Annotated in this window: 10 protein-coding genes and 6 tRNA genes; 5 read left to right on the top strand and 11 right to left on the bottom strand. The window is 64.4% G+C overall.

Features of this window, described 5'->3' with window-relative positions:
* The first annotated feature begins 25 nt into the window (after nt 1-25).
* From AC1EJR_RS10595 to AC1EJR_RS10580, 4 genes are all read left to right on the top strand, one after another.
* On the top strand, nt 26-877 hold the full coding sequence (locus AC1EJR_RS10595; protein ID WP_477147034.1) for a M90 family metallopeptidase: 852 nt from the start codon (nt 26-28) through the stop codon (nt 875-877).
* A gap of 195 nt (nt 878-1,072) precedes the next feature.
* Nucleotides 1,073-1,333, top strand: coding sequence for a type B 50S ribosomal protein L31 (locus AC1EJR_RS10590; RefSeq protein ID WP_092289748.1), 261 nt, complete (start codon nt 1,073-1,075; stop codon nt 1,331-1,333).
* A gap of 133 nt (nt 1,334-1,466) precedes the next feature.
* Nucleotides 1,467-3,251, top strand: coding sequence for an ArnT family glycosyltransferase (locus tag AC1EJR_RS10585; RefSeq protein ID WP_441590497.1), 1,785 nt, complete (start codon nt 1,467-1,469; stop codon nt 3,249-3,251).
* Between the two features lie 82 nt (nt 3,252-3,333).
* Entirely contained in the window at nt 3,334-4,683 is a 1,350-nt protein-coding gene (locus tag AC1EJR_RS10580) for an MATE family efflux transporter (RefSeq protein WP_092289752.1), read from the top strand.
* 79 nt (nt 4,684-4,762) lie between these two features.
* Here AC1EJR_RS10580 and AC1EJR_RS10575 read toward each other — a convergent pair.
* The 7 genes from AC1EJR_RS10575 to gltX all read right to left on the bottom strand — a co-directional run bounded on the left by AC1EJR_RS10575 (nt 4,763) and on the right by gltX (nt 7,269).
* Nucleotides 4,763-4,839, bottom strand: a tRNA-Asp gene (locus AC1EJR_RS10575).
* 69 nt (nt 4,840-4,908) lie between these two features.
* A tRNA-Glu gene (locus AC1EJR_RS10570) sits at nt 4,909-4,984 on the bottom strand.
* Between the two features lie 105 nt (nt 4,985-5,089).
* Nucleotides 5,090-5,165: transfer RNA gene (locus AC1EJR_RS10565), tRNA-Ala, on the bottom strand.
* Nucleotides 5,166-5,356: 191 nt separating this feature from the next.
* Nucleotides 5,357-5,433, bottom strand: a tRNA-Asp gene (locus AC1EJR_RS10560).
* A 69-nt stretch (nt 5,434-5,502) separates the two neighbouring features.
* Nucleotides 5,503-5,578: transfer RNA gene (locus tag AC1EJR_RS10555), tRNA-Glu, on the bottom strand.
* 7 nt (nt 5,579-5,585) lie between these two features.
* Nucleotides 5,586-5,661 (bottom strand) — tRNA-Ala (locus tag AC1EJR_RS10550).
* A 210-nt stretch (nt 5,662-5,871) separates the two neighbouring features.
* Nucleotides 5,872-7,269 (bottom strand): glutamate--tRNA ligase, encoded by a 1,398-nt coding sequence (gene gltX, locus AC1EJR_RS10545; protein WP_441643940.1) that lies wholly within the window; start codon nt 7,267-7,269, stop codon nt 5,872-5,874.
* Between the two features lie 193 nt (nt 7,270-7,462).
* Here gltX and AC1EJR_RS10540 point away from each other — a divergent pair, with 193 nt between their 5' ends.
* A complete protein-coding gene (locus AC1EJR_RS10540) occupies nt 7,463-8,413 on the top strand; it encodes a patatin-like phospholipase family protein (protein ID WP_477147033.1) in 951 nt (316 codons plus the stop codon).
* A gap of 170 nt (nt 8,414-8,583) precedes the next feature.
* On the opposite strand, the gene AC1EJR_RS10535 is transcribed toward AC1EJR_RS10540, so the two are convergent.
* From AC1EJR_RS10535 to AC1EJR_RS10520, 4 genes are all read right to left on the bottom strand, one after another.
* The gene (locus AC1EJR_RS10535; RefSeq protein ID WP_092289758.1) at nt 8,584-9,270 is read right to left on the bottom strand and encodes a C40 family peptidase; all 687 of its coding nucleotides are present in this window, start codon (nt 9,268-9,270) and stop codon (nt 8,584-8,586) included.
* 359 nt (nt 9,271-9,629) lie between these two features.
* A complete protein-coding gene (locus AC1EJR_RS10530; RefSeq protein WP_477147032.1) occupies nt 9,630-11,279 on the bottom strand; it encodes an ABC transporter ATP-binding protein in 1,650 nt (549 codons plus the stop codon).
* Nucleotides 11,276-12,406 carry an ABC transporter permease gene (locus AC1EJR_RS10525; RefSeq protein ID WP_477147031.1) on the bottom strand — a complete coding sequence of 377 codons (1,131 nt, stop codon included), beginning with the start codon at nt 12,404-12,406 and terminating at the stop codon, nt 11,276-11,278. Before AC1EJR_RS10525 ends, AC1EJR_RS10530 begins: the two co-directional genes overlap by 4 nt.
* The gene (locus tag AC1EJR_RS10520) at nt 12,403-13,452 is read right to left on the bottom strand and encodes a microcin C ABC transporter permease YejB (protein WP_092289763.1); all 1,050 of its coding nucleotides are present in this window, start codon (nt 13,450-13,452) and stop codon (nt 12,403-12,405) included. Before AC1EJR_RS10520 ends, AC1EJR_RS10525 begins: the two co-directional genes overlap by 4 nt.
* Between the last annotated feature and the right edge of the window lie 7 nt (nt 13,453-13,459).

Below are 13,459 nucleotides of genomic sequence, written 5' to 3'. Positions count from 1 at the left end.
CAATCGATCCGACGACCCTCCGCCCATGTTCGGCAAACTGACCAGCTACCTGCGCTCGCGCTCACGCGCCCGCAAGCTCGAGCACTACGCCATTCCGGACGACCTCTGGACGCGCACCGTGGCTGCCCTGCCCTACCTGCAGCGCTACGGCGCCGAGGATCAGGCCGCGCTGCGCGAGCTGGCCACGCTGTTCATCGCCGGCAAGGAATATTCGACTGCCCACGACCTGCCGCTGACCGATKAGATGGTGGTCAGCGTGGCCGTGCAGGCTTGCGTGCCGATCCTCAAGCTCGGTATCGAGTGGTATCGCGGCTGGCACGGCATCGTGCTGTATCCGGGCGAATTCCTGATCCGGCGCACCGTGGAGGACGAGATCGGGCTGGTGCACGGCGTGGAGGAGGAGGCGAGCGGCGAGGCGTGGGAGCATGGTCCCGTCATCCTGTCCTGGCAGGACGTGAGCACGCCCGGCGCCGGGCTCGATTCCGACCACGCGCTGCCGGCGGACACCTACAACGTGGTGATCCACGAGTTCGCCCACAAGCTCGACATGCTCGACGGCGAGCCCGACGGCGTGCCGCCCTTCTCGCGCGTGCTGCATCCGGGCGTCGATGCCGAACAGTGGGCCGAGGCGTTCCTGAGCCAGTACGATGCCTTCGCCGATGCCTGCGAGGCCGTACCGGACAGTGCATGGAACCACCCCGAGCGGCTGCCGCCCCGGCTGCGGGTGATCGACCCCTACGGATGCGAGGCGCCCAGCGAGTTCTTCGCAGTGGCGTCCGAGGCATTTTTCGTGGAGCCCGAAGGCCTGCGCCGGCATTGGTCTACGCTATACGAAGCGCTGGCCACGTTCTATCGTCAGGACCCGGCCAAAAAATGACGCAAAATGCACTTCCGAACACCCGACGACATGGTMACAGCCGCGCGCGTATTGTTGTCCAAGCGCTTGTCTTTCTGGCATAATCCCGGTTTGCCCGTTATCGGCAAGTGGTTCGCTCGTCGCAAGCATTCGTCATCCGATGCACGCACGCGGCAGACATGAGCGGACTGGCTACCCAACCTGAAAGGAAGCACCATGAAAGAAGGCATTCACCCGAATTATCGCGAAGTCCTGTTCCACGACGTGTCGAACGACTTCAAGTTCGTGACCCGCTCGACGATCCAGACCAAGGACACGATCGAACACGACGGCAAGACCTACCCGCTGGCCAAGATCGAAGTGTCGTCGGAATCGCACCCGTTCTACACCGGCACCCAGAAGATCATGGACACGGCCGGCCGCGTCGAGAAGTTCCGTCAGAAGTTCGGCAGCAAGCTGAGCACGATGAAGAAGTAATCTCGCGGAGCCGCGAGCATGCCGCGCACGAGGGAACAGATGCTCCCGCCGCGCGCGACCTGACAAAGAGGCAGCATCGGCTGCCTCTTTGCTTTTGTGCAGCCGATTGTTGCTGCCTACGATTTCACCGCCGATGAGTCAAGCCAAGACCTCTCCCGTCCACCTGACCGCCGCCGCCACCGGCGCGCTGCCGCGCGCCCTGCTGCTGGCCATCTGCATCATCTACGGGCTGGCCGGCCTGTTCGGCCGCGATCCGTGGAAGAACGAGGATGCCGCGGGCTTCGGCGTGATGTGGCAGCTCGCCACCGGCGGTACACAGGACTGGCTGATGCCGAACATCGCCGGCCGGCCGTTCAGCGAGGACGGCCCGCTGGTGTTCTGGCTCGGCGGCATCATGATCCGGCTGTTTGGCGGCTGGCTCGGCGCCCCGGACGCGTCGCGGCTGGCCACGGCGCTGTTCTACTTCGGCACCTGCGCCTTCATCTGGTATTCCACCTACCTGCTCGGCCGGCGCGACGAAGTGCAGCCGTTCGCGTTCGCGTTCGGCGGCCAGCCCGATGCGCGCTCCTATGGCCGTGCGCTGGCCGATGGCGCGCTGCTGCTGTTCCTGGCATGCGTGGGGCTGGCGATGCGCGGGCACGAAACCACGGCGCAGGTCGGCCAGGTCTGCTTTATCGCCTTCATGCTGTACGGGCTGGTGCGCAGCCTGGACAAGCCCGTGCAGGGCAGCCTCTGGTACGGCGTGGGGCTGGGCGCGCTGTGCCTGTCCAGCGGGCCGATCCTGGCCGCCGCCCTGCTGCTMGCCACGGCCCTTGCCGCCGTGGCCTGCCGGCCGCTGCCCGCGAAGTGGCTGGCGGGGATTGGCCTGCCGCTGGCGCTGGCCATCGTCGGCGCGTGGATGGCGATGGTGTACTTGGGCGCGGCCGACCGCGACGAGGCTGTCACCTTCATCCGCGAGTGGGCCCGCTACGACCGTCGCACCTATGGCGGGCCGTCACTGGCCGCGGCCGGCTTCATCGCACGAAATCTGTTCCTGTTCGCGTGGCCGGTCTGGCCGGTGGCCGTCTGGGCGTGGTTGTCGTGGCGTGGCATGCGGCGCGCGGCCCACGTAGCGCTGCCGCTGTCGATGCTGACGACACTGCTCCTGTTGCTGGTGCTGCAACGCAGCCCCGGCGACGTGCAGTTCATCCTGTTGCTGCCGCCGATGGCCGTGCTGGCTGCCTTCGCATTGCCCACGCTGGCGCGTGGCGTAATCAACGCGATCGACTGGTTCGCCCTGCTGTTCTTCACGATCTTCTGCGGCTTCCTCTGGTTCATGTGGATCGCCCGCACGACCGGTTTTCCGCCCAAGATCGCCAACAACGTGTACCGGCTGATTCCGGGCTTCCAGCACTCGTTCACCTGGAGCGCGGTGGTGATCGCGCTGGCGGTGACGCTGGCCTGGGTACTGGTGGTGCGTTGGCGGCTGTCGCGTGCGCCCAAGCAGATCTGGCGCCCGGTGGTGATCTCGGCCGCCGGCACGACGCTGATGTGGGTGATGGCCATGACGCTGTGGCTGCCCGCCATCAACTACGCCAAGACCTATCGCGATGTGGCGCAAGCCGCCTCGATGGCGCTACCGTCGACCTATACCTGCGTGCAGCCGATCCGCATGGGGAATGCGCAACTGGCGTCGTTCTCGTATTACGGCCATATCCGCTTTGGCGGGCCCGATGACGGCTGCGACGTGCTGCTGCGCCACGACGCCGTGGATTACGGCCCGCCCGGCAACATTTCGCACTTCGAATGGCGGCTGGTCTGGGAAGGCCGCCGGCCTGCGGACCGGGACGAGCGCTTCCGCCTGTACCGGCTGGTCGATGTTGGCCGCGCTGCGCCGCCCCGGCCCACGGTGCCGCGCCGCCTGCCGCGCCAGCCTTAATCCTCCGCGCAGGACGCCCCTCGCCCCCCTCACGCGCCGGACTCACGACTGAGCCGGCGCGCCATGCTTTCCGACAAGAACAATGAGCAGCGCGCTGCAAGACATTCGCCGCATCCTCCACCTCGCCGCGCCCGTCCTGGTCGGACAACTCGCGGTGGTGGCCTTCGGCGTCATCGATACGGTGATGGCCGGGCGCGCCTCCGCTACCGACCTCGCCGCCGTGGGCCTGGGCGGCTCCATCTACATCACCATCTATATCAGCCTGATGGGGGTGCTCCAGGCGCTGGCACCCATCGCCGGCCAACTCTATGGCGCGGGCCGCACCGCCGAGATTGGCAGCGAAGTGCGCCAGGCCGCGTGGCTGGGTGTGGCACTGGCCGTGCCGGGCATGCTGTTGCTGCTGTTCCCTGGGCCGCTGCTCACGTTTGCCAAGGCGCCGCCTGAGCTGGTCGAGAAGGCCTCGCACTATCTTCATATCGTGGCGTTCGGCCTGCCGGCCGCGCTGAGCTTCCGCATCTATATGGCGCTGAACAACGCGCTGTCGCGGCCGATCATGGTGACGGTGCTCCAGATCGCCGGGCTGGCGATGAAGGTGCCGCTCAACGCGTGGTTCATTCATGGGGGACTGGGGCTGGCGCCGATGGGCGGTCCGGGCTGCGCACTGGCCTCCACGCTGATCAGCTGGACCTGGTGCATCGCCGGCCTGCTGATCCTGCGCACCGGCGCCGCCTACCGGCCGCTGGCGCTTTTTGCCGGCTGGGAGTGGCCAAACTGGAGCAAGATCCGCCCGCTGCTGCGGCTGGGCGTGCCGATGGGGCTGACCTATCTGATCGAGATCACCTCGTTCACGCTGATGTCGATCTTCATCACACGACTCGGTACCGAGACGCTGGCCGGGCATCAGATCATCGCCAATCTGAGCGCGGTAGCGTACATGATGCCGCTCTCTCTGGCGATTGCCACGTCCACGCTGGTGGCCCAGTCGATTGGCGCGCGTGACTTGGCTGGGGCACGCCGGCTGGCGTGGCGCGGCATCCGCTTCGGGGCCGGGCTGGCGCTGCTGACAGGCGCCCTGCTGTGGCTGCTCCGCGAGCCGCTGCTGCAGGCCTACGCCAAGGATCCGACTGTAGTCACCAAGGCACTGCCGTTGATGCTGTTCGTCGCGTTCTATCAGGCATTTGACGCGGTGCAGGTCATGACCGCCTTCATCCTGCGCGCGTACAAGATCGCCCTGATTCCGACGTTGATCTACGCAGGATCGCTGTGGGGCGTGGGGCTGGGTAGTGGGTATGTGATGGGATTCGGCTTGATCGACGCGCTACCCGAGTGGACACGCGGCGCCGCCGGTTTCTGGTTCGGCAACAGTATCAGCCTGGCCTTGGCCGGCACGCTGCTGGTACGGTATTTCATGCGGGTGAGCAAACCCGCATGATTTAAAGGCGGGTCACGCAATGCAATAACGGGAAGCGAAGGATAAAAAAAATGCCTGCTTGCGCAGGCATTTTTAATATTGGCGGAGCGGACGGGACTCGAACCCGCGACCCCCGGCGTGACAGGCCGGTATTCTAACCAACTGAACTACCGCTCCGTGTTGGTTCGCCGCTCGAAGCTATTGCTTCGGACGACTAGCTGGACGTTTGATTACGCCCTGCTGTTTTGGCGTCCCCTAGGGGATTCGAACCCCTGTACTCACCGTGAAAGGGTGATGTCCTAGGCCTCTAGACGAAGGGGACAGAAACTTGTTGCAACGTTTCCGTCTGCGCTGCGAAGTCCGTAACTGTAACAGACTTTTCAACGACTGAGGCACCTTTTTTGCTGGGTCGGTGCCTCGAAATCCTTGGTGGAGCTAAGCGGGATCGAACCGCTGACCTCTTGCATGCCATGCAAGCGCTCTCCCAGCTGAGCTATAGCCCCGTGGTACTGCCCTTTACTACCAGTACTGCATAATCGCGTTTCAGCGAAGCCGCGATTATATTACGATTTTCTTTCGAAGTGCAACTGCCATGTGGCATTTGCTTTCGCCAAAAACCGCGAGGCGATTATCAGATAATCAACCTCTCACCCAAAGAAAAACCCGCTTGGTTTTACCCAAGCGGGTTCAGTTTTGGCGGAGCGGACGGGACTCGAACCCGCGACCCCCGGCGTGACAGGCCGGTATTCTAACCAACTGAACTACCGCTCCGTGTTGGTTCGCCGCTCGAAGCTATTGCTTCGGACGACTAGCTGGACGTTTGATTACGCCCTACTGTTTTGGCGTCCCCTAGGGGATTCGAACCCCTGTACTCACCGTGAAAGGGTGATGTCCTAGGCCTCTAGACGAAGGGGACAGAAACTTGGTGGAGCTAAGCGGGATCGAACCGCTGACCTCTTGCATGCCATGCAAGCGCTCTCCCAGCTGAGCTATAGCCCCAATGTTACTGTCATTTACTGCTTCTTGCTGTCGCGGGATTTACTACGATTCCGGCGAAGCCGAGATTATATAGCAATCCAACCGCTTTGCAAGTCCCTTTTCGGCCTTTCAACCGATCCGCGTGGTTTTTGCCGCGCGGCAGGGAGAAGGAGATTATGCTGAAATCCCGGCCCGAGCGCAAGCCCCTGCCGAGATTTTTCCGCACTTTTCTCAGGCTGCCGCAAGGCGGCGCAGCACCGTCTCGCGGCCGAACAGTTCCAGCACCGCGTCGATGCCCGGCGTCTGCAACTGCCCCGCCACCAGCAGGCGCACCGGCATAGCCAGCTTCGGCATCTTCAGGCCGAATTCGGCCAGCACTGCCTTGAACGTGGCGCTGATGCCCTCGCGCTTCCACTCAGGCAGCGCGGCCAGTTGCGCGGCCAGCGCCTGCAGCGCCGGGCGGATCTCGTCGGTCAGGTGCTCTGTGCGCAGCGCGGCATCCGCCTGCGGCTCGCCGCGATAGAACAGCATCGCGGCCTGGGCCACTTCCTTCAGCGTATTGGCGCGATCCTTGACCAGCGCGATCACGTCGGCCAGGCTCGCGCCTTCCACCTTGCCGCCCAGCGCCTCGATGAAGGGGCGCGTCAGATCGGCCAGACGGGCGTTATCGCCCACCTTGATGTAGTGGTTGTTGAGCCAAGCCAGCTTTTCAGGGTTGTACTGCGCCGGCGACTTGCCCAGGTGCTCCAGGTCGAACCACTCGATGAACTGCTCGCGCGAGAAGATCTCGGCATCACCATGCGCCCAGCCCAAGCGCGCGAGGTAGTTCAGCACGGCCTCGGGCAGGTAGCCCTCGTCGCGGTAGCCGGTCACGGGCATCGCGCCATGGCGCTTGCTCATCTTCTCGCCCTGCTCGTTCAGCACGGTCGGCAGGTGCGCGTAGACCGGCACGTGGCCGCCCATCGCACGAATGATGTTGATCTGGCGCGGCGTGTTGTTGACGTGGTCGTCGCCGCGGATCACGTGGGTGATCTTCATGTCGAGGTCATCGACCACGACGCAGAAGTTGTATGTCGGCGTGCCGTCGGGACGGGCGATCACCAGGTCGTCCAGCTCGTCGTTCGAGATCTCGATGCGGCCCTTCACGGCGTCGTCCCAGACCACGCTGCCGCCGATCGGGTTCTTGAAACGCACGACGGGTTGCACGCCGGCCGGCGGCTCGGGCAGGACCTTGCCCGGCTCGGGGCGCCAGAAGCCGTTGTAGCGCGGCTTCTCGCCGGCGGCGCGCTGGGCTTCGCGCAGCGCGTCCAGTTCCTCGGTGCTCATGTAGCAGTGGTACGCGAGGCCGGTCTCCATCATCTGCTGCACCACCGCGCGATAGCGGTCCATGCGCTGCATCTGGTAGAACGGACCTTCGTCGATGTCCATGTCGAGCCAGGCCATGGACTCCAGGATCACGTCGACGGCCTCCTGGGACGACCGCTCGACATCGGTATCCTCGATGCGCAGGATGAAATCGCCCTGCATGCGGCGGGCGAAGGCCCACGGATAGAGCGCGGAGCGGATGTTGCCGAGGTGGATGAACCCGGTCGGGCTCGGCGCGAAGCGGGTGCGGACGCGTTGTGTCATGGCGGAGAGAAACAAAAAGGCCCGCGCACAGCGGCGCGCAGGCCAGATTCGAGGAATGGCGCATTATACGCCCTGCCCGCCGCCGCTTTTTCGCTACGCGCCGGCCGGAATCATTTATCCTGCCACCGGTCTGAGACCTCGGATGCCGCCTCGCACGGCGCCGGCATCACTTCCCGTAGATTCCCGTTCCTCGATGAAACGACGCCATTTCCTGGGCGCCTCCGCGGCGATGCTGCTGGCGGCCTGCTCCACCGGCCCGAAGCCGACCCCCACCCTGCCGACCCAGCCCGTCGTCACGCCGCCGGTGGCCACGCTGCCGCCGCGCCCGGTGCGCATCGGCCTGGCGCTGGGCGGCGGCGCGGCGCGCGGCTTTGCACATATCGGCGTGATCAAGGCGCTCGAGGCGCAGGGTATCCATCCCGATATCGTCACGGGTACCAGTGCCGGGTCGGTGGTGGCGGCGCTCTACGCGTCCGGCATGGATGGCTTCACGCTGAACAAGCTCGCCCTGACCATGGACGAGGCGTCCATCGCCGACTGGGCGCTGCCGTTCGGCACCAAGTTCGGTGGCTGGCTCAAGGGCGAGGCGCTGCAGAACTATGTGAACCGGCTGGTCAAGCAGCGCACCATCGAACAGATGAAGCTGCCGCTGGGCATCGTCGCCACCGATCTCAAGACCGGCGAGCGGATCCTGTTCCGGCGCGGCAATACCGGCCAGGCCGTGCGCGCGTCCAGCAGCGTGCCGGGCGTGTTCCAGCCGGTGTCGATCCAGGGCCATGACTATGTCGATGGCGGGCTGGTGGAGCCGGTGCCAGTGGATGCGGCGCGCGAGATGGGCGCCGAGTTCGTGATCGCGGTGAATATCTCGGCCGATCCGTCGAGCCAAAAGAATGGCGGCCAGAGCGGCGTGCTGCTGCAGACCACGGCCATCATGGGCCAGTMGATCAACAAGATGGCGCTGGCGCGCGCGGACATCGTGATCCGCCCTGACCTGCCCGACATGAGCGGCAGCGACTTCACGGCGCGCAACCGCGCGATCCTGGCCGGCGAGCAAGCCACGGCGGCAGTACTGGCGAGCCTGCGCGACAAGCTCGCTCTCGTCCGTACGCGCCAGCTGCCAACCGGCATTGTTACCACCCAATAGTGGGGTAAAACGACAATCCTTGTCAGGACATGGGCTCGCTTCGTGACAATTCGTGTCACTTCATGTGACGCATCATGTCACCCTTTAGTGGGGTATTTGTCTTATTTGTATGTCGAGCCCGATAAAAAAGGACTGCCGAGGCAGTCCTTTTTGTTTGGCGAGCAGCCGGTTCAGCCGCCGTACAGCGACCGACCCTGGGCAGCCGGGTCGAAGCGCTTGAGCGTCTCGACCATGTTGCCCATGCCGTTGTCGGCGTCGCCGCGCTGGGCATCGTCGATGCGTCGCGCGCCGTTGTAGCGTGTCACCCAGTAGCTGGCACGCATGTCGTCCACGCGGATCTTGCTGCCGGTGGACGGCGCGTGCACGAACTTGTTGTCGCCAATATAGATGCCGACGTGCGAGAACGTATGACGCATGGTGTTGAAGAACACCAGGTCACCCGGACGCAGTTCGTTGACCGCCACAGTGGTGCCAACCTTGCTGATTTCGACAGAGCGACGCGGCAACACGAAGCCGAAGGTGTCGTTGAACACGTAGCGGACGAAGCCGCTGCAGTCCAGGCCGGATTCGGGGCTGTTACCGCCGAAGCGGTAACGCACGCCAATCAGGCCCAGCGCGTTCATGACCAGGTCGCCAGCCTTGCTGGCAACGTTGCTGGTGGAGTTCATCACCGACGACAGCAAGCCACGCTTGCCTTCCGGATGGGCATCCGCGCTCAGTTCCGCGCGGGCATCGATCCGGGCGTCCGGGTCCTTGAACACCGTATCCGCCAGCACTCCATTCGACACAGTCGCACCGCATGCAATGGCAATTCCAATAGCGGCGCGCGCCAGGGAATGAAGTACCGTTCGTTGCATTGGTTCTCCTGATAATCGGACTTATCTGACCGGCATGTCAGACATTGCCGGACAAACGCTAGACATCAGGGCGGTATGTACGCAAGACATATGCCAGCGTACCGTGCACGATTCGCATGCGTGGTTGACCTTCCCAAAGGTCAGMATGCGACCGACAGACCACCCCCAAAAATAGGTATCGCGGGATAGTAAATGACTGTCATTATCGTGTCAAAGATGGTTACAAATTCGCCCGAAATCGCAGCCAAATCAATGAGCTAGCGTGAAAAACGTATCTTTTTTCTCGTATTCCGCATAACGGCGATGTGATACATCGCGCTGTCATGCTAGTGCGGCATGCGTGCTGCGCCGCACATCATTCAGACGACCCCTAACTGTGCGGCCGCCATCAGCTTGCGCGTATACGGATGCTGCGGTGCGCCGAGTACGGTTTCCGTCTCACCCGCTTCGACCACTTCACCATTTTTCATCACGACGACGCGGTGCGCCATCGCACGAATCACCGCTAGATCATGGCTGATGAACAGATAGCTGAGGTTGTACTTGTGCTGGAGCTGGGAAAGCAGCGCCAGCACCTGTTGCTGGATCGAGACGTCAAGTGCAGAAGTCGGCTCATCTAGCACCAGAACCTGCGGCTTGAGGATCAAAACTCGCGCGATGGCGATGCGTTGCCGCTGTCCGCCAGAGAACTCGTGCGGATAACGGCCCAGCGCCGTCCGGTCCATCCCGACCTCCCGCAGGGCCTCGATCACGCGCTCGCGCATCGCCTCGGGCGACAGCCCCGGCTGATGGAGGGCGAGGCCCTCCCCCACGATCTGTTCGATGGTCATCCGGGGCGACAGCGAGCCGAACGGGTCCTGGAATACCACCTGCATGCGCGACCGCAGCGCACTGCGCTCCTTGTGCGTGCAGGCGTCGAACGCACGCCCCAGGAAGCGGATCGCCCCGCTGCTCTGGCGCTGGAGCGCCAGCACGGCGTGAGCCAGCGTGGTCTTGCCGGAGCCGGACTCGCCGACGATGCCGACAGTCTCGCCTTCGCGCAATTGCAGGTTCACGTCCTTCACGGCCGCGAACTGCTCCTTCGAGAACCAGCCGGCAAACCCGGCGCGCTTCTTGGCGTAGTTGACGCAGAGCGCATCGGTCTCCAGCAGCACCGGCGCCAGTGGCACCAGCGGCAGCACCTCGCGGCGCGGGCGGCTGTCGATCAGCTTGCGCGTGTACGGATGGCGCGGATTGCCGAACACCTCGGCCGTCTCGCCAGACTCCACCAGCACGCCCTTCTCCATCACCCCCACACGCTGCGCGAACGCCCGCACGAGGTTCAGGTCATGGGTGATCAGCATCACCGCCATGCCGAACTCGGCCTGGAGGTCGCGCAGCAGATCCAGGATCTGGGCGCGGATGGTCACGTCGAGCGCCGTGGTCGGCTCGTCGGCCAGCAGCAGCTTGGGCCGGCAGGCCAGGGCCATGGCGATCATCGCGCGCTGGCGCTGGCCGCCCGAAAGCTGATGCGGGAAGCTGTTGAAACGGTTGGCGGCGTCGCTGATGCCGGTTCGCTCGAGCAGCGCGATGGCACGGTCGCGCGCGGCGCGGCGGTCCAGGCCCTCGTGCAGCGCCAGCGTCTCCACGATCTGGTTGCCGATGGTGTAAAGCGGGTTCAGGGCCGTCATCGGTTCCTGGAAGATCATGGCGATCTCGGACCCGCGGATGCGCCGCATCTCGCKGCCGGACACGCGCAGCAGGTCCTGGCCTTCGAAGCGAATGGCGCCCTGGTAGTGGGCGTCGCCAACCAGCCGGAGCATGGCCAGCGCGGTCACGGTCTTGCCCGAGCCGGACTCACCCACCAGCGCGTAGCGCTCGCCAGCGCGCAGGTCGAAGCTGACCTCGCGCACGGCGCGCGTGGCGTGCTCGCCCTCGCCGAAGGTCACCGACAGTCGGTCCACACACATCAATTGCGTGCCGGGCGCCGGCGGGGCCACGGCGTCAGGAAACGTTGCGGCGAGGCTCATTGCACGGCCTCCGCAGCGGGACTTCCCGCAGGCGCCTTAGGCTCCACACGACCACGCAACTGGGCCAGCCCCAGGCGCGTATCGAAGGCATCCCGCAGCGCGTCGCCCATAAAGGTCAGCAGCAACAACGTGATAACGAGCACCGCGAACGTGGACAGCGAAATCCACCAGGCATCGAGGTTGCCCTTGCCCTGCGCCAGCAGCTCGCCCAGGCTCGGCGTCGTCGGCGGCACGCCCAGACCCAGGAAGTCGAGGCTGGTCAGCGCCAGGATGGCCGCGCTCATACGGAACGGCAGGAAGGTGATCACCGGCGTCAGGCTGTTCGGCAAGATATGGCGCCACATGATCTGGACATTGKACAGGCCCAGCGCGCGCGCCGCCTTCACATAGTCGAGCGAGCGGTTGCGGTAGAACTCGGCCCGTACGTAATCGGACAGCCCCATCCAGCCGAACAGCGACAGCAGGATGATCAGCAGCGCCAGGCTCGGCTCGAAGATCGACGCGAAGATAATCAGCAGGTACAGCTCGGGCATCGAGCTCCAGATCTCGATGGCGCGCTGCGAGAACAGGTCGAAACGCCCACCAAAAAAGCCCATCAGCGCCCCGGTAAGCGTGCCGACCAGTACGCCGATGATCGTCAGCGCCATGCCGAACAGCACGGACACGCGGAAGCCGTAGATCAGGCGCGCCAGCACGTCCCGGCCGCGATCGTCGGTGCCCAGCCAGTTCTCGGACGAGGGGGGCGCCGGATTCGGCTCCTTGGCGAAGTAGTTCAGCGAATCGTAGGAATACTGATTCACCGGGAACACCGCGAAATTGCCGTGCGTGGTGATCCGTTCGCGGATGAAGGGATCGAGGTAGTCGGTACGGGTCGGGAAATCGCCGTCGAACGTGGTTTCCGGGTAGACCTTGACGATCGGGAAGTAGTACTCGCCCTTGTAGCGCACCACCAGCGGGCGGTCGCTCGACAGCACCTCGGCACACAGGCTCAGGACGAAGATCACCACGAACAGGATCAGGCTCCAGTAGCCCAGCYGGTTGCGGCGGAAGCGTTGCCACGCGCGCTGGCGCGGCGACGGCGAGTGCGGCAGCCCGTTGGGCACCGCGCCGTGGGAGAGAATGCTCATCGGTGCATGCCCTCGAAGTGAATGCGCGGGTCGACCATCACGTAGCAGACATCCGAAATCAGGCGCGTCACCAGCCCGATCAGCGTGAACAGGTAGAGCGTGCCGAGCACGACCGGGTAGTCACGGCGCAGCACGGCTTCATAGGACAACAGGCCCAGCCCGTCGAGCGAGAACAGTGTCTCGATCAGCAGCGAGCCGGTGAAGAACGCGCCGATGAACGCCGCCGGGAAGCCGGTGACGAGCGGGATCAGCGCGTTGCGGAACACGTGTTTCCAGAGCACGCGCCGCTCCGCCAGGCCCTTGGCCCGCGCGGTCAGCACGTACTGCTTGCGGATTTCTTCCAGGAACGCGTTCTTGGTCAGCATGGTGATGACGGCGAAGCTGCCCACCACCGACGCCGTGATCGGCAGCACCAGGTGCCAGAGGTAGTCCATGACCTTGCCCATCAGCGTGAGCTGGTCCCAATTGTCGGACGTCAGCCCGCGCAGCGGGAACCACTGGACGAACGTGCCACCACCGAACAGCACCAGCAGCAGCACCCCGAGCACGAAGCCCGGAATCGCGTAGCCAACCAGCACGATCATGCTGCTGATCACATCGAAGCGGCTGCCCGCCCGGATCGCTTTCGAGATCCCGAGCGGGACCGATATCAGATAAGTMAGAAAAAACGTCCAGAGCCCGAGGCTGATCGACACCGGCAGTTTCGACTTCACCAGCTCCCAGACGCTGCGGTGCTGGAAGTAGCTCTGGCCCAGGTCGAACTGGGCGAAGCGCTTCAGCATCATGAAATAGCGCTCGATTGGCGGCTTGTCGAAGCCATAGAGCGCCTGGATTTCCTTGATTTTGTCCGGGTCCACGCCGCGCCGGCCGCGGTATTCCGCCCCGCCACCGCTGGCCTCCCCGCCACCGCCGCGCCCCTTGAGTTCGAGCATCATCTGCTCGACCGGGCCGCCCGGCACGAACTGGATCACGACGAAAGTMAGCGTAATGACCCCGATCAGGGTCGGAATCATCAGCAGGATGCGTTTGAGCAGGTAGGCAATCATGCGCGTC

The organism is Cupriavidus sp. 05T42, from assembly GCF_056396345.1.
The sequence above is the reverse complement of the archived record's forward strand: the minus strand, read 5'-3'. Positions and strand labels throughout refer to the sequence as shown.